Below are 19,516 nucleotides of genomic sequence, written 5' to 3'. Positions count from 1 at the left end.
CTCCCACGTGGACATTCTCCTTGTCCGAGGTCTGGAGGACGTCCCATCCTCGCACGGCTCACCGACAGTCGCGCCACTGCCCGCACGGACACCGGGCCCCTCCTGTGCCGCCGCTGTCACACGTATCGGGGAGATTCCGTGACTTCACGTGTGCGCACCCCCAGGAATGGAGAACCTTGTGCCTGCACATGACACAGGCGACACGCGCGTCACGGGGGAAGTGCAGAACAGTGGAACGTGCACCGGAACATGCCTCGACGGGGGAGCCCGACAGCCCCGCAGCACGGCCCGAAGTGGCCGAGACCGCCCTGGAACTCCTGGTCCACGGAGTCGGCGGCACCACGCCCGAGGAGATGCTGAACGATCCACGGACCGTCCGGATCACCGGCGACGCGACGGCGGCCGTCTACCGGCGCGTCGACGACGCCGACGCCGAGCGGCGCCCCGACGACTACCGCGGCAGACCGGTGCGCGAGGCCTACGTCTGGTGCAACCTCACCTCCGGCAACGGTGCCCGCGCCCTATGGCTGCTCCTGCTGCCCTTCATGGTGGTCAACCTCGCGCACTGGATGCGCCCCACCACCCGCGGCCACCGGCGGACGGTCCGCCTCTACGGCCTCCTTGTCCGCCTCACCGGACTCACCCTCACGGTCCTGCTGGTCGCCGCCGCCTGTGAGGTGGCCCTCGACCTCACCGCCTGGCAGTGCGCAGGCAACGGCGCCTGCGCCCGGGAACACTCCTGGCTGGGATTCCTCTCACCGGCCGTGTCCGGCGACGGCTGGTGGAGCCAGCCGGGCCGTCGCCTCGCCCTCGCCTGCCTGGTGCCCGCCGCGCTGACCGGCCTCCTGTGGTACCTCTCCCACCGCACCTGGAGCGCGTACGAGTCGCAGCAGCCGATGTCCCGCAGCGCCGAGCCCGACGAGGACACCGGCCGCACCGCGCTCGGCCGCCCCGGCTTCTGGTACGGGCGCCGCCTGGTGGCCCGGCTGCGCGCCGCGCACACCGCCGCGGGCTTCCTGACGGTCGCCGCGGCCGTGGGCACCGCCGCGGCCCGCCACGACCGTGCCTCCGGTGGCCCCGCCCTACTCGCGACGCTGGGCACGCTCCTGTACGCGATCCTCCTCGTCGGCGCGGCCGTTGTGCTGTGGGTGGTCTGCCGTCGCGGCCGCAGCGAGAACCGGCTGGACCACGAACTGGACCAGAGCCTGGTACGCCGGCTGCCCCTCGGCTCCCTCGCCCTGCTCGCCCTGACCCTGGTGTACGCCGGATGGCCACGCCCGGGCTGGCACTCGGCGGGGCGACTGCCCGGCGACATGACGTTCGGCGGCATCGCCCTCGTCCAGGGCCTGCTGGTCATCGCGCTCGGCGTGGTGGCCCACATCCTGTACCGCACCCGTCCTGATTCGCGCACCGCGATGCGCGGCCTGGCCGGTCCGGCCGTCGCGATGCTCGCCTGCGCGCTGGGCGGCGTGATGTCCGGAGGAGTGTCCCAGCGCGTCGCCGACTGGCTGGACGGCACCCGGCACTCGATCCCGGGGCCGCCCGTCCTGCTGACCTGGCAGGCCTCTGCGATCCCGCCGCTGCTCGTCGTCCTGCTGGCCCTCATCGCCTGGCTGGCCTGGCGCACCTGGCAGTTACGCGGTCGGGAGATGGGCACCGTGGAGTTCGACTACCGGACAGAGCCCAAGGACACCGCCCGCACCCGCCGTATCGCGAGCACGCGCGCGATGGCCGCGCTCACCGACCGGACGCCCCTCATGGTCGGCGTCATCTCGTCCGTGACGCTGCTGCTGGGCGCCGGAGCCCTGGCCGGCGCCCTCGGCACCCAGGACGCTCCGGGCGAGGCCGCGCGCGGGACGTACGGCTTCGTCCAGGGCGCGGCCGAGACCGCGCAGGCGCTTGGGTCCTGGCTGATCGGCCTCGGCTTCATACTGTTCGTCACCTGGGGCCGGCGCGCCTACAAGGACCCCGCCGCCCGCCGCACCATCGGCATCCTCTGGGACGTCGGCACCTTCTGGCCGCGTGCCGCCCATCCCTTCGCACCGCCCTGCTACGCCGAGCGCGCCGTGCCCGACCTGACCTGGCGCATGGCCACCTGGACCCATTCCACCGGGGGACGACTCGTGCTCTCCGGCCACTCCCAGGGCAGTGTGCTGGCGGCCGCCGCGGCCTGGCAGCTCAAGCCGTCGGTCCGCAAACGGGTGGCGCTGCTCACCTACGGCTCACCACTGGAACGCCTGTACGGGCGCTGGTTCCCGGCGCATTTCGGCCCGGCCGCCCTGACCTCGCTGCACCGCGAGGTCGCCTGTTGGCGCAATCTGTACCGGCTGACCGACCCCATCGGCGGACCTGTCCGGCTGCCCGGCGACTGCGGTCCCCAGGTCGACCACGAGCCACTCAAGGACCCGCTCGCCTACGGCCGCACCGAGCGGCATCCGCTGCCGGCGCCGATCCTCGGCCACTCCGACTACCAGGCGGATCCGGCCTTCGCCGGGGAGCGGGAACGCCTGCTGGCACGGCTGCGGCCGGATGTGCCGGGACCACGCCCCCAAGCTGATGGTCAGGGCAGCTCCGGGAGATCCTCCGCGTAGAGGAGGGTGAGGTCGTCCGTGCTCGGCTCGTCGAACTGGGCGACCCGGCCGGCGTGCCGCTCCACCATGGCCTCGAAGGTCTGCCGCGCGGTGCGGCCGTTGCCGAACGCCGGTCCCTTCGGGACAGCCGTGAAGTACTTGAGCAGCGCCTCGGCCGCGCCGGGAGCCAGCCGGTACTCGTGCTCCTCGGCCTGCTGCTCCACGATCCGCAGCAACTCCTCGGGCGCGTAGTCGCTGAAGGTGATGGTCCGTGAGAAGCGGGACGCCACACCGGGATTGACGGAGAGGAACCGCTCCATCTCGGCCGTGTACCCCGCGACGATCACCACCACCGCCTCCCGGTGGTCTTCCATGAGCTTCACCAGCGTGTCGATGGCCTCGCGGCCGAAGTCACGGCCCGAGTCCTCCGGCGAGAGCGCGTACGCCTCGTCGATGAACAGCACACCGCCGCGCGCCCGGTCGAACGCCTCCTGGGTGCGGATCGCGGTGGAGCCGATGTGCTCGCCGACCAGGTCCACGCGGGACACCTCGACGAGATGGCCCTTCTCCAGCACGCCCAGCGAGGCGAGGATCTCGCCGTACAGCCGGGCGACCGTCGTCTTGCCGGTGCCGGGGGAGCCGGTGAAGACCAGATGGCGGCGCGCGGACGCCGCCTTGAGCCCCGCCTGCTGCCTTCGGCGGCCCACCTCGATCATGTCGGTGAGGGCCCGCACCTCGCGCTTGACGCTCTCCAGGCCCACCAGCGCGTCGAGTTCACCGAGTACGGCCTTCGACGTACGGGCCTGCTGCACGGGCTCCGCGGCGGCGACGAGCGGTTCCTGCTCGGTGGTGCGCTGCCCCGGGATCGCGCCCAGCAGGCTCAAGGACGGGCTCGACGTCTGTACGGCCGTCTCGTGCGCCGGGGGCCGGTGTCCGGCGCTCTCGTCGCTCGAGCAGTCCTCGACGATCGGTCCGCCGCCGGGTGCGCCGCCGCCGTCGGCGAACTCGTAACCCCCGCGCGCGCACCGCTCCGTACGGCATTTGCGCAGCGTCGCCCGGCAGCCGTCGATCACATGGAAGCCATAGCCTCCGCTGTCTGTCACCCGGCAGTTGAGGAAGCTGCCCCGGCCGCCCGCCGACACATAGAAGCCCGCCTCGGCGGGCGAGGTGACCGTGCAGCGCTCGATGGTGGGATCGGCGCCCTTGGTGACGATCACGCCGGTCTGCGTGCCGTCCACGGTGCAGCCGGACAACGTGCCGCCACTGCCGTGGTCACGGAACCAGGCGCCCGTCGCGGCGTCCCGGATACGGCAGTCGTCCAGTTGCGCGGTGGCGCCGTCACTCACCGACACGGCGGTGTTGCGTACCTGCGAGAGGTCGCTGTCCACGACGTCCGCGCGCGAACCGCGGTCGAGGACGAACAGGGCGTCCGGCACGTCGTGCACCCGGCACGAGTCGAGCACCGCCGTCGCTCCGTCGCTGACCCACACTGCGGGATAGTCGCCCGTACTGTCGAAGATCTCGCACTGGTTGGCGTCCACGCGGGTGCCCGGGTCCCACACCGACAGGCCGTTGCGCCCGAACTGCCGCACACTCGTACGCGTCAGCGTGAGGACCGAGCGTGAGCGCAGGTCGACCGCGTTCTCCGGGATGTCATGGATTCGGCAGTCGGCGAGGGTGAGCACCGCGTCCGTGTCGAGGGTGACGCCGTCCGCGGTCGTGCGGTGCACATCGCAGTCGGTGAGATGAGCCGTGGCCCGCCCGGTGATCTGCACCCCGGACCCCTTGACCTCGTACACCTCGCAGCCGACCGCTTCCAGCGACGAGTTCTCGCCGGTCGCCGACAGGCCCGCACCGGACGTGTGGTGCACCCGGCAGCGCTCCAGCCGCGGACGACCGCCCGCGCGCACCGCGACGCCCGACTGGCCGGCCGAGACGACCTCGCACTCCTCGAACACCCCACCGCCGCCGTCCAGTACGGCGATGCCGATACCGGCCGGATTGTCGACCGTGCAGCGGCGAACGGTCGGACGGGCGCCGCCACGCACCTCGATCCCGGCCGCGGACCGCGTGACGATCCGCACGTCCAGCAGTTCCGGAGTGCCCTCCTCGACGAGCAGGGCGGGCGCGGCCGAGTCCTGGCCCTCCACATGCAGGTCCTGGACCACGGCCGAGGCACGCACGGTCAGCGGCACCCCGTCCACCGGCGCGATGCGCACGGAGCCCGGGGAGCCCTCGGGGCCGCGCAGCGTCACCGCGCGCTGCACCACCAGGTTCTCCCGGTAGGTGCCGGGAGCGACGGTGAGAACGTCGCCGTCGGCGGCCGCCTCCAGGGCGGCGGCCAGCGATGCGTACTCACCCGTGCGGCGCCGCCACCGCGAGGTGCCGGTGTGCGTCACCTGGACCGTGCCCTGTGCCATGGCGCTGTTGTGCCCCCACCTCGTCGTACGCGGGTCCTGCGAGGCCGTACTGATGCCCCGTCGGGATCCAGGTCCCTGCCGGACAGCCTCTCACGACGGTGCCGAACAGTTCGGCCGGTCCACCGTAGCGTGCGCGGGGACGCCGGGTTGACCGGAGCGGGAAGGCCGTCAGCTGCCGGTGTCGGCCTTGCCCCAGTCGGGACCCGCCTTGTCCCACGCCCGATCCCAACAGGCGTACCGCCGACGGACCATGCGCCAGACGATCAGCCGCCTGCCGCCCTCGATGAGCCCCGCGGACATCAGGCCCGCGCCGAATCCGGCCAGCACGGCGTGCGTCGTCGCGGTGGCACTGTCCAACGGCCGGCCGACTATTCGCCCCTGCAGATCGGTCCAGATCGTGAAGTGGTCGCCGTGGTGCGGTGACTTGAGGGCGGCTATCACCGTGCCGTGCTGCGCGGTGCCGTCCGGTGCTGTCCAGTTGGCCAGTACGCGGCTGTGGGGGTCGAGTGACGACGAGGTCTCCGGATCGGGATCGAGCGGGCTGTGGGACAGCTCCTTGACGACGGTGGCGGCCACCTCGTGGCGGGCCTGGCGCTGGTCCCGCACGGACTGCTGCAAGGCGTCCTGGGCCGAGGCACCGACGACGGCGCCGAGGAGGGGCGCGGCGAGGAGGATGAGCACCATGGCGGCCAGGGCCAGCCAGGCCTCGACGAGATCGCTCGTGCGGCGCAGCGGATTGTGCCGCCAGCGCCAGAGTCCGCTGATTGCTCGCACCGTCCCGCACCCCCTTCCGCCTCCGTGATAACCCGCAGCGGAGCCGTTCACGCGAGAGGTCGGGGAAGAGAGAGCGAAATCACCCTTCCCCTGGGCCTCTCATGAACTTCTCACTCACTCTCAACGATCCTGTCCGTGGCGCGGGTTCCCTCCCCGCGCCCCCGTTCGCCGAACTTGATCGCGCGGACTATTCGAGGACGGTGACCGGATCACCCACACGCACGGTGCCGGGGGCCTCGGGCACCAGGTTCTGCCCGAAGGCGAGCTGGCCGCCGAAGCGGCGGTGGCGTCCGAGGGTGCGCAGCGGTTCCTTGCCGCGCTCGGCGGTGACCTGGTCGGTGGTGGTCACGACGCAGCGGCCGCACATCTTGGCGACCCGGAAGGTGACCTCGCCGATGGCGATCCTGGACCAGTCGTCCTCTGCCCAGGCCTCCGTGCCGCGGACGACGGCGTTCGGCCGGAAGCGGTTCATCGGCAGGGGGCCCTCATGGGCCTCATCCCCTTGGGCGATCAAGGAGTTGAGGGCATCCAGCGAGGCGAGTGTGGTGACGAGCAGCGGAAAGCCGTCGGCGAAGCTGACGGTCTCGCCCGGGTGCGCGAAGTCCGGGTCGACGGGACGGCGCGTGGCCGGATCGTCCATGTGGACGAGGCGCACCTTCGCCCCCAGGTAATCGCTGCACCACGCGTGCGCGGCCTCGTCCGCGAGGACGGCTTCCACCTTGTCGCCGAAGATCTCCACGGCCGTGGTGCCCATCGGCGCGGGCACGGATACGTTCACCGGCTCGCGCCCCTGCGCCGACAGCCGTACGCCGCCGCCGGGCAGCAGCTCGGCGGCGGCCAGTGCCAGACGTGGATGCTGGCGTTGTGTGACGACCTTTCCCCCGTCGTCGATCAGTACCCAGCGTCGGTCCCCGGCCAGCCCCCAGGGCTCCACGGCGGCTTCCCGGGGCGACTGGCCCCGGAACGCCTTGACCGGATGGACATGGATCGAGTGCAGCTCCGCGTTCCCCATGACCGCAATGGTGCCAGTCGGCACCGACAATCCGGCAGGAGGACTCAGTAGCCGCGGTACTGCTGCCCGTTGTACGGATCCTGGTAGGGAGCCGGATTGGGGCGGGGAGCCGCGGGGCGCATCGCCTCGTAGCCCGTGCCGGTCGCCATCGGGCGCTGTTGTTGCTGGCCGCCCGGATAACCACGCGGTCCCCCCGCCTGCTGCGGGATGTACGGCGCGGGGGCCTGCTGCAGCGGAGCGGGCTGATGGGCCTGCGGGTAGCCGTAGGAGGGAGCTTGATGGGAGGGTCCGGCCGGCAGCGCGGGCAGCGCCGACGGAAGTGCGGGGAGGTGGCTTCCCGTGTCGTATGCGGCGGGAACCCGGATCGGAGCGATCTGGGGGGTGCCCCGCTCGGCGACGAGGGAGTCGTAGATCGGGGTGTCCTGGAAGGCGGAGTAGTAACCGCCGCCATAGGTGGAGCGGGGGGAGGTCATGGCACATAAGTTAAGCCCACGATGTGCCGGTTGGGGAGACCGATAAGAGGGTTGTTTTCCGTGTCGGCAGTGACGTGGGATCCCCAATGCGAGCGAACTCGGCAAAAAAGGACGCCAAAGAGCCTTCGGATCGTGTAAAAGCCGAGTTCCTGGCGGGTTACCCGCGGTTGACCACGGTCTTCTGGTGCGGGTGATGGGAGTTCAAGGGGCGGGGGATTAGGTTTGGCGGGACGGGGCCGCCGGACCGCGCGAGACGCGGCCGGCGCGGAGACACGTGATGGGGGCGTACATGTCAATGCCTAAGGGATCGAATGTTCCTGTCCCGACGACCGCACTGCGCGTCGAATTGGGATGGCGTTCAGGACCGGGGGTGCCCGATGCGGACGCCTCCGCGCTGCTGCTGGTCTCCGGGAAGGTCCGTTCGGACGGCGACTTCGTCTTTTACAACCAGCCCGCGCACTCCTCCGGCGCCGTGCGGCACGAGGGCAAGAGGGATGTGGGCGGCCAGGTCACCGACGCGCTGCTCGTGGACCTCGCGCGCGTGGAGTCCGCGATCGAGAGCGTGGTGGTGGCCGCCTCTGCGGACGGCGGCGCCTTCGGGCAGGTGCCGGGCCTTTGCATCCGGGTGCTCGACGCGCAGCGGGGCACGGAGGTCGCGCGCTTCGACAGCGCCGACGCGACCGTCGAGACGGCCTTCGTGCTGGGCGAGTTCTACCGTCGCCAGGGTGCCTGGAAGTTCCGCGCCGTCGGGCAGGGCTACAGCAGCGGACTCGAGGGACTGGCCACTGACTACGGAATCACCGTGGACGAGCCCCAGAACGCGGCACCGCGGGCGCCCCTGCCACCCACGCCCGGCACCCGGGTCCAGGGCCCGCCGCCGCCCGTTGCCCCACCGGTGACCATGACCCCGCCCGTCACCCTGCCGCCGCCTGTGGCGCCCCCGCCCGCGCCCCCCGCGGCTGCGGTCCGCCTCTCCAAGGTGACGCTCACCAAGGAGGCACCCTCGGTCTCGCTCACCAAACAGGGCGGCACGTCAGGCGCCATGCGCGTGAACCTCAACTGGCAGACGCGCAAGCAGTTCTCGGGGTGGGGCAGCAAGCGCGGCCGGGCTGTGGCGATGCACGCGGACCTCGATCTCGACCTCTGCGCGCTCTACGAGCTGTCCGACGGCCGCAAAGGAGTCGTCCAGGCACTCGGCAACGCCTTCGGGGCGCTGCACCAGCCGCCGTACATCCTTCTCGACGGGGACGACCGCACCGGTGCCGTGGCCAGTGGCGAGAACCTGTCCATCAACCTCGATCACCAGCAGAGCTTCCGGCGCATCCTGATCTTCGTGACCATCTACGAAGGAGCCCGTTCCTTCGCGGATCTGCACGCCACGGTCACCCTTCAACCCCTGGGCGGCGCACCCGTCGACTTCTCGCTCGACGAGTGCACCGTGCCCTCGACCGTCTGCGCGCTCGCTCTCATCACCAACAACGGCGGCGACCTGGTCGTCCAGCGAGAGGCCCGCTACCTGGTCCCCGAGCGTGGAGTCAGCCCCCAGCGCACCGTCGACCGCGTCTACGGCTGGGGCATGAACTGGACCCCCGGCAGGAAGTGAGCGATCAGCCCTCGTCGAAGGCGGTGTCGGGGCGCGCGTAGGTGCGGCCCTTCCAGGCCGCGCCGCGCCCCCTGTAGTGCTGCACCGCGGAATCGACCGTCATGAGGAGGTACAAAAACGCCGTGACCGGCAGCAGCGGAGCCAGCCACAGCGGCTGCCGGTAGTAGCGGAGCATCGGAAGATACGTCGCCGTCATCAGGAGCCACGCGAGCCCTCCGGTCGTCGCCGCCCACGCGTTCCCCGCCGTGAGACCGACCACGAGTGCGACCGGCGGCACCAGATAGACCACGGCAAGACCGGCGACCGTGCCGGCGAGCAGCAGCGGATTGTGCCGAAGCTGGGCGTACGCGCTGCGGGAGACCATCCGCCACAGGTCGTGCAGCCGCGGATACGGGCGCACACTGTCCACCCGCTCGGCGAGTCCCAGCCAGATGTGGCCCCCACCGCGCTTGACCGCCCGGGCGAGGGCCACGTCGTCGATGACGGCATGCCGGATCGCGTCAGGAATCCGCGCCCGCTCCGCGGCGTCCGTGCGCAGCAGGACGCAGCCGCCCGCAGCCGCCGCCGTGCGCGCGCCCTTCACGGCGATCCGCCGGAAGGGATAGAGCTGAGCGAAAAAGTAGACGAACGCGGGTACGACGAGCCGCTCCCACACGCTCCGCACGCGCAATCGCGCCATCTGCGAGACGAGATCGAAACCGCCCGTGCGCGCCGCCGCCACCAACCTCCGCAGGCTGTCCGGGGCATGCGCGATGTCCGCGTCCGTCAGCAACAGATATTCGGGGGCACGCGCGCGTGCCAGACCGATGCCGTGGCGCACGGCCCACAGCTTCCCCGTCCAGCCCGCCGGTGGCTCCCCGGGCGAGTCGACGGTGAGCGGCAGCCCGCCGTGCCGGCGCGACAGCTCGCGGGCCAGTTCTCCCGTGCCGTCCGAACTGCCGTCGTCGACGAGGAAGACCTCGGCCCGCCCCGGGTAGTCCTGCGCGAGGAGCGACGGCAGGCTCTCGGGCAGGACGGCGGCCTCGTCCCGGGCCGGTACGACGACACAGACGGACGGCCAGTCCTCCGGCTCCCGTCGCGGCGGCAACCGCACATCCGTACGCCAGAAAAAACCCTGGCCCAGCAGCAGCCACAGCCACGCGGCCAGTGACCCCACGGCGGTCCACACAACGGCGCTCATCCGCCGCAGTCTGCCCCACCACGGCCGCCCCTCGAGGGGGATCGTCTAAGGTGACCGGGTGAAGATCGCGCTCATGGACTCCGGAATCGGACTGCTGGCTGCTGCCGCCGCGGTACGTCGACTGCGGCCGGACGCCGATCTGGTGCTCTCCTCGGACCCCGGCAGCATGCCCTGGGGGCCTCGCACGCCGGAGGACGTCACCGCACGCGCGCTCGCCGTCGCGGAGGCCGCCGCCCGGTACCGGCCCGAGGCGCTGATCGTCGCCTGCAACACCGCCTCCGTACGCGCTCTGCCCGCGCTGCGCGCCCGACTGGAGCCGGAGGTGCCCGTCATCGGCACCGTCCCGGCGATCAAGCCGGCCGCCGCGGGCGGCGGGCCCGTGGCGATCTGGGCCACGCCCGCGACCACCGGCAGCCCGTATCAGCGGGGCCTCATCCGTGAGTTCGCGGACGGGGTGAGCGTCACCGAAGTGGCCTGCCCCGGACTCGCGGACGCCGTGGAGCACGCGGACCAGGCCGCCATCGACGCCGCGATCGCCGCAGCCGCGGCCCGCACCCCTCAGGATGTAAGGGCCGTCGTCCTGGGCTGCACCCATTACGAACTGGTCGCCGAACGCATCCGGGCCGCCGTGCAGCGTCCCGGCCTTCCGCCGCTCGTCCTGCACGGCTCCGCCGGCGCGGTCGCCGCCCAGGCGCTGCGCAGGATCGGTGAGCTGCCGGACATTGAGGCACCCGCCGCCGACTCGGCCGTCACGGTGCTCCTCGGCGGTCGCGAGGGCGCGCTGCCGGCGACCGCTCTGACATATGAGGAAGGGCGCATCCTGTCGGCGGTCAGCCCCGCACGCTGACTGCCGTACACAGGCCGGACGTGCCGGTGGGTACAGTCGGTCGCCGGATGAACGCCCTGCGTACGAGGCGCGTCCTTGCGGAGCAGTAACGCTGCGCAACCCAGTGCCCGCAGCGCGGAACCTGAGTAGTCTCATAAGCATGAGGGACCACTCCCACGGCGAGAACAGCCCGCATCCGGAGATCTGGACCGGGCGTGCGACCAACCGCGTCCAGTGGCTGCCCGCGCTCGGCGGTGCCGCCTGTATAGCGCTCGGGATCGAGCTCGCCGTCGACTCGGTGTGGACGTCGGGCAGCGCCCCGCTCGCCATGTCCGTCGTTGGATGCATCGCGGCGGGACTGCTGATCCTCTGCGGCACGCTGGCGTTCGTGCATGTCGCAGTGAAGGTCGACAAGGACTACGTGGAAGTGCGTTGCGGCCACATCGGACTGCCGCGTCGCCGCATCCCTCTCTCGCATGTCGTCGGCGCCGACTTCGCGCCCCGCGTCACCCCGCGCCAGTGGGGCGGCTGGGGCTACCGCTGGCGGCCCGACAAGGGCACCGCCGTCATCGTCCGGCGCGGCGAGGGCGTAGTGCTGCGGCTCGGCGACGGCCACACGTTCACCATCACGGTGGACAACGCGGAGGCGGCGGTACGGGTCATCCGTGACCGGCTGCGGCCGAGCATTCCCGGCGCAGTGCACTGAGTCGACTCACGAGTGCGCGTGGCCGCCGGGCCGTGTTCATGACGCACCCGGCCCGTCCTCGCTCAGCGGCCGGGCCGTGGCGAGCCCGGCGAGCAGCCCCGCACCGGCCGTCACCGTGGTGAAGCTCAGCGCGTTGCCGATCGACGCGAGGGCGGCCAGCGCCGTCAGGGCCGCGCCCGCCGTCAGGGCGATCGGCGTGGACCGCGGAGTGCGCCACAGCGCGTACAGCACCCAGCAGAAGGCCGCCGCGAGCAGCGCCACGCCGATCACACCCTGCTCGGCCGCCTGCTGCAGGGGAGCGGAATGCGGCTTGCCGTCGGGCAGCAGTGACTGGGCGACCGTCGGACTGAGATCTCCGTAGCGACCGGGACCGACACCCAGCGCCGGATCGTGGCGGGCCAGGCGCAGCGCGTCGTGCCAGAGCAGCACTCGGTGCCGGGTGAGCCGGCCCTCCAGGGCGGCAGTCAGTCCGTCGGGCAGTGCGTTCTCGGCGATCGCCCAGGTGGCTCCCGTCACGAGTGCCGCGGCGAGCGCGAGGCCCGCGAGTCCCAGGGCGCGGTGGCGCACACGGGCGGCGGCGAGCGAACACAGCAGGACGCCGGCGCAGGTGACGAATGCGGTGGTGGAGCCCAGCACCGCCGCGGTGACCGCTGTCCCGCCGGCCAGCAGCCTCAGCGTCAGGCGCAGCGCCGGCGGACGCGCCGCCCAGGCCGCGCAGCACGCGGCTCCGGCCGAGAGCGTCAGCAGGGCGGCCGTGGCGCCGGTGTGTCCGAGCTGCGAGGTGATCTGCGGGCCGGGAGTGACGATCGCGAGGCCCAGTCCTGCCAGCGCACCGGCGCAGGGGGCGGCGACGGGCAGGAGCGCCCCGAAGATACGCCCCGAGGCGTAACCGGCGGCCAGGGCGAGCACTGCCAGCAGCACACCCTCGGGCCGGCCGTCGTGCGTGGCCCCCGTGATCAAGGACCAGACGGCGCACGCCGCGAGCACGATCACACCCGTGGCGTCCGAAGCGCTGCGTCTTTCGCCCTCGGCCGCAGAACCGGCCGCGGACGTCATCCCCGTGGACCCCACCCCGTCGCCCCCCGACTATGACGGGCCCCGGCCGTGGTGACCGCATCCGGCCGCACGTCAGAGGCTCGGGCACACCGTAACGGGTGATGTGGCGGTTTGTGGACATGTTGCGCAGGAACGTTGCAGCAGATGTGTGCGAAGGGTCCTGCCGGACCATCGGTCTCCTGCCGGGGGCGATGAGACCGTGCTGTCGGCGCCCAGCTCACCCGCCGTACACTCCCCGGGTGACCGCCACCGCAACCACCGTAGACGAGCCGGAACAGCTCGAACCCCAGGCCGCTCCCGCCTCGCGCGGGGCCGAGCGGGTGCGGCGTCTCGTTCCGGCCGCCGCCGCGGCGCTCTCCGGAGTGCTGCTGTACGTCAGCTTCCCGCCACGCACGCTGTGGTGGCTGGCCCTGCCGGCCTTCGCGGTCTTCGGCTGGACCCTGCGCGGCCGCACCTGGAAGGCCGGTCTCGGCCTCGGTTATCTCTTCGGCCTCGGATTCCTGCTGCCGCTGCTGGTGTGGACGGGTGTCGAGGTCGGCTCCGGGCCGTGGCTCGCGCTCGTCGCCGTGGAGGCGGTGTTCACCGCGCTCGTCGGCGCCGGCATCTCTGTCGTGTCCCGGCTGCCCGCGTGGCCGCTGTGGGCGGCGGCGGTGTGGATCGCGGGCGAGGCGGCACGCGCGCGTGCGCCGTTCGGCGGCTTCCCCTGGGGAAAGATCGCCTTCGGACAGGCCGACGGAGTCTTCCTGCCGCTCGCCGCGGTGGGCGGCACTCCGGTGCTCGGCTTCGCTGTCGTGCTGTGCGGCTTCGCGCTGTACGAGGTCGTACGGCTGGCCGTTGAGGGCCGCCGCACCCGGGTGGTCCAGCGAGGCGCGGCCACGGCGGCGCTGCTCAGCATCGCCGTCCCGGTAGGGGGAGCGCTTGCCGCGCGGACGCTGGTGAGCGACAAGGCCGAGAACGGGACGGCTACCGTCGCGGTCATCCAGGGCAACGTGCCGCGTGCGGGACTGGAGTTCAATGCCCAGCGGCGCGCCGTCCTCGACTACCACGCGCGCGAGACCGAGCGGCTGGCCGCCAAGGTGAAGGCGGGCAAGGTCGCCAAGCCCGACTTCGTGCTGTGGCCGGAGAACTCCTCCGACATCGACCCGTTCACCAACCCCGACGCGCGCGCCGTGATCGACGAAGCGGCCAAGGCGATCGGCGCTCCCATCTCGGTGGGCGGTGTCGTCGAGCGGGGCGGCAAGCTCTACAACGAACAGATCCTGTGGGACCCGGCCAAGGGCGTCGTCGACACGTACGACAAGCGGCAGGTCCAGCCGTTCGGCGAGTACCTTCCCCTGCGTCCGCTTCTCGGGGCCATCAACAAGAACTGGACGAGCATGGTGCGCCAGGACTTCAGCCGCGGCTCCAAGGCGGGCGTGTTCACCATGGACGGCACCAAGGTCGGCCTCGCCACCTGCTATGAGGCCGCCTTCGACTGGGCCGTGCGGGACACCGTCACGGACGGCGCCCAGATGATCTCGGTACCCAGCAACAACGCGACGTTCGACCGCAGTGAGATGACCTACCAGCAGCTCGCCATGTCCCGCGTTCGTGCCGTCGAGCACAGCCGCACCGTCACGGTGCCGGTGACGAGCGGTGTCAGTGCCGTGATCATGCCGGACGGGAAGATCACCCAGAAGACCGGGATGTTCGTGGCCGACTCGCTGGTCCAGAAGGTCCCGCTGCGTTACTCCCAGACACCCGCCACGAAGCTCGGGATCGTCCCCGAGATGGTCCTGGTGCTTGTCGCGGCGGGCGGGCTCGGCTGGGCGGTGGCGACGGCGGTTCGTGGACGGCGCAGCACCGGCGGCTAGGACGGGGCGCCCGGGAACGCGGCGGGGTAACGGAGTTGGCCCGTTAGGGTCGGGCCATGGCTACTCCCGACTTCATCCGCACGATCCGGGCCTCCGCGGGCCATCAGCTCCTCTGGCTCCCCGGCGTGAGCGCCGTCGTCTTCGACGACGAGGGCAGAGTCCTGCTGGGCCAGCGCGCCGACAACCGCCAGTGGGCGGTGCTCGCCGGCATCCCGGACCCGGGCGAGCAGCCCGCCGCCTGCGCGGTGCGCGAGGTGTACGAGGAGACCGCCGTGCGCTGCGAGGTCGAGCGGATCGTGAGTGTGTACGCCACGAAGCCCGTCGTCTTCGACAACGACGACGTCTGTCAGTTCATGGACATCACGTTTCGCTGCCGGGCCGTCGGCGGAATGGCGCGCGTCAACGACGAAGAGTCCCTCCAGGTCGGCTGGTTCGAGGTGGACGCGCTGCCCGTGCTCAATGAGCACAGTCAGTTCCGGATCAAGCAGGCGCTTTCGGATGGACCCACATGGTTTGACCCTATGACCTGAGCCTTAAGTGTGTGTGGCAACCACATCGGTTGAGGTGGGCGAGCTGCTTAGGGTCGAGGCATGACCGCGCCCAGCGCCCTCCCCGGCACCCACACTCCCGCACGTGACCTCGGCGGCCGCACCGCCCTCGTCACCGGCGCCGCAGGCGGCATCGGCCGCGCCTGCTCGCTGCGGCTCGCCGCCGCCGGAGCCAAGGTGAGAGCGGTCGACCGGGACGCCGCGGGCCTGGACGCGCTCGCCGAACAGGCGCACGGTCTCGCGGGCACCGTCGAGCCGCATGTCCTCGACCTCACCGACCTCGACGCGGCGGAGCAGGCCGCGGCGGGCACCGACGTCCTCGTGAACAACGCCGGACTGCAACTCGTGTGCCCCATCGAGGAGTTCCCACCCGACGTCTTCCACACCGTGCTGACCGTGATGCTGGAGGCACCGTTCCGGCTCATCCGGGGAGCCCTGCCCCACATGTACGGGCAGGGGTGGGGCCGAATCGTCAATGTCTCATCGGTCCACGGGCTGCGCGCCTCGGTGTTCAAGTCCGCCTATGTGGCCGCGAAACACGGTCTTGAGGGCCTCTCGAAAACCGCCGCTCTGGAAGGCGCGCCCCATGGAGTCACCTCGAATTGTGTGAACCCCGCCTACGTCCGCACCCCCCTGGTCGAGAAGCAGCTCGCCGATCAGGCGCAGGCGCACGGCATTCCACAGGAGCGAGTGCTCGCCGAGGTGTTGCTGCAGGACAGTGCGGTCAAACGGCTCATCGAGCCGGAGGAGGTCGCCGAGGCGGTGGCCTACCTGTGCGGCCCGCAGGCGGCCTTCATCACCGGTACGTCCCTGGCGCTGGACGGCGGCTGGACCGCGCACTGAGCCGGAAACCGACGGAGACCGAGGGAGCCATCCGGAGCCGATCGTGAGTTATCCACAGGGCCGTGGCGCCGAGCCGCGGATGAGCGATCCTGTGACCATGTCCAGCGATCACGTGCAATCCGCCGAGCGCTCCGCCGACAGCGCCGAGGCGCCGTTCTTGGAACTCCTGGCCAGGGGGGCGTCCGCCGACGCGTACGAGCAGCCCGTGCTGCTCGCCCGCGCCGACGGCCGGCCGCCCGGGCGCATCGCCGCGCTCGAGCGGGCCAAGCTGCTTGCCCTGCGGGTGCGCTCGGAGATAGAGGGACGGCGCCGCCGTGAGGCCGAGCTCTCCGCACTCTTCGAGACCGCGCACGATCTGGCGGGCCTGCGCGATCTGGACGCCGTGCTGCAGGCGATCGTGCAGCGGGCCCGGTCACTGCTGGGCACCGACGTGGCGTATCTGAGCCTGAACGACGCGGCCAGGGGCGACACGTACATGCGGGTCACCGAGGGTTCGGTCGCCGCGCGGTTCCAGCAGTTGCGGCTCGGCATGGGGGAGGGGCTGGGCGGACTGGTCGCTCAGACCGCCCGCCCCTATGTCACCGACGACTATTTTAAGGACGGACGTTTCCAGCACACCCAGAGCATCGACGCGGGCGTACGGGACGAAGGGCTCGTCGCGATTCTCGGCGTGCCGTTGATGATCGGGCCCCAGGTCATCGGGGTGCTGTTCGCGGCGGACCGCCGGGCGCGGGTCTTCGAGCGGGAGCAGATCGCCCTGCTGGGCTCGTTCGCCGCCCTGGCCGCGGCGGCCATCGACACGGCCAACTGGCTCACGGAGACGCGTTCCGCCCTGGACCGTCTGGGCCGCGCCAACGAGATCATCCGGGACCGGAGCGGAGTGATCGAGCGCGCGTCGGATGTCCACGACCGGCTCGCCGAGCTCGTGCTGCGCGGTGGCGGGGTCCACGACGTGGCCGCCGCGGTGTCGGAAGTCCTCGACGGCATGGTCGAGTTCGCCGAATCGAGCGACGCGCCGGCCGCTCCGTTGGAGGCATCCCGAGCCGAGGGCCACGCCGTGCGGCACGGAGACGACTGGATCGCCGCCGTGGCCGCCGGAGGCGAGCTGCTCGGCGCGCTGGTGCTGCGCGGGCATCCGGGCCTCGACCCCGTCGACCAGCGCACCCTGGAGCGCGCGGCCATGGTCACGTCACTGCTCCTGCTGGCCAGACGCTCGGCCTCCGAGGCAGAACAGCGCGTTCGGGGCGAGCTGTTGGACGACCTGCTGGACGCCCGCGACCGCGATCCCCGCCTGCTGCGCGAACGGGCCGCTCGCCTGCACGCCGACCTCGACGGCTCCCATGTGGTGCTGGCCGCCCGACTCGACGCCGGAGCCGCCGACGCCGACCAGGAGGCCTCCGCCCGCAGACGCCTGTGGTCGACCGCGTCCCATCTCGCCACCACCCGGCGCGGACTGGCCGCGGCCCGCCACGGCGGCACCGTCCTGCTGCTTCCCCTCGGGCCCGGTGACACCGCGACGACCCTGGCCCGCCGTACGGCCAGGGACCTCGGCACCGCCGTGCGCGAGCGAGTCACTGTCGGCGCCTCCGCGCCTGTCGAGAGACTCGCCGCCCGCCCCGACGCCGTGGCGGCGGCCTATGCGGAGGGGCAGCGCTGTCTGGAGGCCCTGCTCGTGCTGGGCCGGGCGGGAGACGGTGCCGCCGCTGAGGACTTCGGGTTCCTGGGGCTGCTGCTCGCCGGGGACCGGGACATCTCCGGCTTCGTCGAACGCACCATCGGCCGGGTCGTGGCGTACGACGAACGGCGTGGCACCGATCTGCTGCGCACCCTCGACGCGTACTTCGGGTGCGGCATGAGCCCGGCGCGCACGAAGGACGACCTGCATGTGCATGTGAACACCGTCGCGCAGCGACTGGAGCGAGTGGGGCGCCTGCTCGGGGACGACTGGCAGAGCCCGGCCCGGGCGCTCGAGATCCAACTCGCCCTGCGGTTGCACCGGTTGTCGTCGGCGACATCGCCCTGACCCCCGTACACACGCCGTCGGCATACGGGGGTCGTCGAGGGGCGGGGAGGGGGTCAGGCAGTACGGGCGTCCGCCGCCGGGGCCGTCGCGGGCCGGTCGTCGCCCGCGGCCTCCACGTCGGCCAGGTCGCGGTGCCGGGTCTCCTTGGCGGCTCCCACCGCGATCAGGGTCAGGACGGCCGCCCCGATCACGTACAGAGAGATCGGTGTGGAGCTGCCGTAGGCGGACAGCAGCGCGGTCGCGATGAGCGGGGCGGGCGCGCCCGCCGCGACCGAGGCGAACTGGGCGCCGATGGACGCCCCGGAGTAGCGCATCCGGGTCGCGAACATCTCGGAGAAGAAGGCGGCTTGGGGTGCGTACATGGCGCCGTGCAGGACCAGGCCGACGGTGACGGCGAGGATCAGGTTGCCGAAGCCGCCGGTGTCGATGAGGGAGAAGAACGGGAACATCCACAGGCCTACTCCGGCGGCGCCCAGCAGATAGACGGGCCGGCGGCCGATCCGGTCCGAGAGCGCGCCCCACGCCGGAATGACGGCGAAGTGCACGGCGGACGCGATGAGCACCGCGTTGAGCGCGGTCTGCCGGGAGACGCCGGCCGAGGTGGTGGCGTACACGAGGATGAAGGCGGTGATCACGTAGTAGCTGATGTTCTCCGCCATGCGGGCGCCCATCGCGACGAGCACGTCACGCCAGTGGTGGCGCAGTACGGAGACCAGCGGCAGCTTCTCGGGTTCCGCGGCCCCCGCGTTCGGCGCCGCCCTGCGGGCCTCGGCCCGCGCCAACGCCTGCTGGAAGACGGGTGATTCATCGACAGACAGACGTATCCACAAACCGACGACGACCAGAACGCCGGAGAGCAGGAACGGGACGCGCCAGCCCCAGGAGACGAAGGCGTCGTCCGACAGCGTGGCGGTCAGCAGCGAGAGCACACCGGTCGCCAGCAACTGCCCCGCGGGCGCGCCGGTCTGCGGCCAGGAGGCCCAGAACCCGCGCCGTTCGGCGTCCCCGTGCTCGGACACCAGCAGGACGGCGCCGCCCCACTCGCCGCCCAGCGCGAAACCCTGCACCAGGCGCAGTGTGGTCAGCAGCACGGGGGCGGCCGAGCCAACAGTCGCGTGCGTGGGCAGCAGGCCGATCGCGAACGTCGCCCCGCCCATCAGCAGCAGGCTCAGCACCAGCAGCTTCTTGCGGCCGAGCCGGTCGCCGTAGTGCCCGAAGACGAGCGCGCCCAGCGGCCGGGCGGCGAACCCGACCGCGTACGTCAGGAACGACAGCAGCGTGCCGACGAGAGGGTCGGAGCCCGGGAAGAACAGTTTGTTGAACACCAGCGCGGCGGCCGAGCCGTAGAGGAAGAAGTCGTACCACTCGATGGTGGTGCCGATGAGGCTCGCGGCGACGATGCGCTTGAGGCTCGTGGGTGGTGGGGGAGCGGTTGCTGCGGAGGCCATGTGCGCCACTTCCTCGTGTGCGGTGGGGACGGGTAGGTGTCGGCACACGGTAGGAAGGCGCAGGTCAGGCGCACATATGGCGGGACAACATACTTTGGGGGCGGAGTATGCGTGTTGGCCCTATCCCTGCCCGCGCAGCCGTCGCGGCGGATGGCGATGGCCACCGCCTGCGGCGGCTGCG

Annotated in this window: 15 protein-coding genes; 8 read left to right on the top strand and 7 right to left on the bottom strand. The window is 71.7% G+C overall.

Going from position 1 to position 19,516, the window contains the following annotated elements; genetic code table 11:
- Positions 1–353 precede the first annotated feature (353 nt).
- Complete coding sequence (locus AB0D27_RS00075; protein WP_362500909.1) at positions 354–2,591, top strand: hypothetical protein; 2,238 nt, start codon at positions 354–356, stop codon at positions 2,589–2,591.
- Here AB0D27_RS00075 and AB0D27_RS00070 read toward each other — a convergent pair.
- From AB0D27_RS00070 to AB0D27_RS00055, 4 genes are all read right to left on the bottom strand, one after another.
- Positions 2,561–4,990 carry a right-handed parallel beta-helix repeat-containing protein gene (locus AB0D27_RS00070; protein WP_362500625.1) on the bottom strand — a complete coding sequence of 810 codons (2,430 nt, stop codon included), beginning with the start codon at positions 4,988–4,990 and terminating at the stop codon, positions 2,561–2,563. The two genes, AB0D27_RS00075 and AB0D27_RS00070, sit on opposite strands and share 31 nt — an antisense overlap.
- A 168-nt stretch (positions 4,991–5,158) precedes the next feature.
- Positions 5,159–5,764 (bottom strand): hypothetical protein, encoded by a 606-nt coding sequence (locus tag AB0D27_RS00065; RefSeq protein WP_362500623.1) that lies wholly within the window; start codon positions 5,762–5,764, stop codon positions 5,159–5,161.
- 187 nt (positions 5,765–5,951) lie between these two features.
- Positions 5,952–6,776, bottom strand: a complete 825-nt coding sequence (locus AB0D27_RS00060; RefSeq protein ID WP_362500621.1) for an MOSC N-terminal beta barrel domain-containing protein — start codon at positions 6,774–6,776, stop codon at positions 5,952–5,954.
- Positions 6,777–6,820: 44 nt separating this feature from the next.
- On the bottom strand, positions 6,821–7,249 hold the full coding sequence (locus AB0D27_RS00055; protein ID WP_362500619.1) for a DUF6643 family protein: 429 nt from the start codon (positions 7,247–7,249) through the stop codon (positions 6,821–6,823).
- A gap of 295 nt (positions 7,250–7,544) precedes the next feature.
- On the opposite strand from AB0D27_RS00055, the gene AB0D27_RS00050 reads away from it, so the two are divergent.
- On the top strand, positions 7,545–8,852 hold the full coding sequence (locus AB0D27_RS00050; RefSeq protein WP_362500617.1) for a TerD family protein: 1,308 nt from the start codon (positions 7,545–7,547) through the stop codon (positions 8,850–8,852).
- A 4-nt stretch (positions 8,853–8,856) separates the two neighbouring features.
- On the opposite strand, the gene AB0D27_RS00045 is transcribed toward AB0D27_RS00050, so the two are convergent.
- Positions 8,857–10,032, bottom strand: coding sequence for a glycosyltransferase (locus AB0D27_RS00045; protein ID WP_362500615.1), 1,176 nt, complete (start codon positions 10,030–10,032; stop codon positions 8,857–8,859).
- Positions 10,033–10,090: 58 nt separating this feature from the next.
- Here AB0D27_RS00045 and AB0D27_RS00040 point away from each other — a divergent pair, with 58 nt between their 5' ends.
- Positions 10,091–10,879, top strand: a complete 789-nt coding sequence (locus AB0D27_RS00040) for an aspartate/glutamate racemase family protein (protein WP_362500614.1) — start codon at positions 10,091–10,093, stop codon at positions 10,877–10,879.
- A 139-nt stretch (positions 10,880–11,018) separates the two neighbouring features.
- Positions 11,019–11,564, top strand: coding sequence for a hypothetical protein (locus AB0D27_RS00035; RefSeq protein ID WP_362500612.1), 546 nt, complete (start codon positions 11,019–11,021; stop codon positions 11,562–11,564).
- 36 nt (positions 11,565–11,600) lie between these two features.
- Here AB0D27_RS00035 and AB0D27_RS00030 read toward each other — a convergent pair whose 3' ends face one another.
- Positions 11,601–12,620 carry an O-antigen ligase family protein gene (locus AB0D27_RS00030; protein WP_362500610.1) on the bottom strand — a complete coding sequence of 340 codons (1,020 nt, stop codon included), beginning with the start codon at positions 12,618–12,620 and terminating at the stop codon, positions 11,601–11,603.
- A gap of 239 nt (positions 12,621–12,859) precedes the next feature.
- Here AB0D27_RS00030 and lnt point away from each other — a divergent pair, with 239 nt between their 5' ends.
- The 4 genes from lnt to AB0D27_RS00010 all read left to right on the top strand — a co-directional run bounded on the left by lnt (position 12,860) and on the right by AB0D27_RS00010 (position 17,887).
- Positions 12,860–14,473: an apolipoprotein N-acyltransferase gene (gene lnt / locus AB0D27_RS00025; RefSeq protein WP_362500608.1), complete on the top strand. Its 1,614-nt coding sequence runs from the start codon at positions 12,860–12,862 to the stop codon at positions 14,471–14,473.
- Positions 14,474–14,529: 56 nt separating this feature from the next.
- The gene (locus AB0D27_RS00020) at positions 14,530–15,003 is read left to right on the top strand and encodes an NUDIX domain-containing protein (protein ID WP_362500606.1); all 474 of its coding nucleotides are present in this window, start codon (positions 14,530–14,532) and stop codon (positions 15,001–15,003) included.
- Positions 15,004–15,063: 60 nt separating this feature from the next.
- Positions 15,064–15,864, top strand: coding sequence for a 3-hydroxybutyrate dehydrogenase (locus AB0D27_RS00015; protein WP_362500604.1), 801 nt, complete (start codon positions 15,064–15,066; stop codon positions 15,862–15,864).
- 97 nt (positions 15,865–15,961) lie between these two features.
- A complete protein-coding gene (locus tag AB0D27_RS00010) occupies positions 15,962–17,887 on the top strand; it encodes a GAF domain-containing protein (RefSeq protein WP_362500602.1) in 1,926 nt (641 codons plus the stop codon).
- Between the two features lie 53 nt (positions 17,888–17,940).
- On the opposite strand, the gene AB0D27_RS00005 is transcribed toward AB0D27_RS00010, so the two are convergent.
- Positions 17,941–19,335: an MFS transporter gene (locus AB0D27_RS00005; protein WP_362500600.1), complete on the bottom strand. Its 1,395-nt coding sequence runs from the start codon at positions 19,333–19,335 to the stop codon at positions 17,941–17,943.
- Between the last annotated feature and the right edge of the window lie 181 nt (positions 19,336–19,516).

Source organism: Streptomyces sp. NPDC048415 (genome assembly GCF_040651675.1).
Taxonomy (GTDB): domain Bacteria; phylum Actinomycetota; class Actinomycetes; order Streptomycetales; family Streptomycetaceae; genus Streptomyces.
The sequence above is the reverse complement of the archived record's forward strand: the minus strand, read 5'-3'. Positions and strand labels throughout refer to the sequence as shown.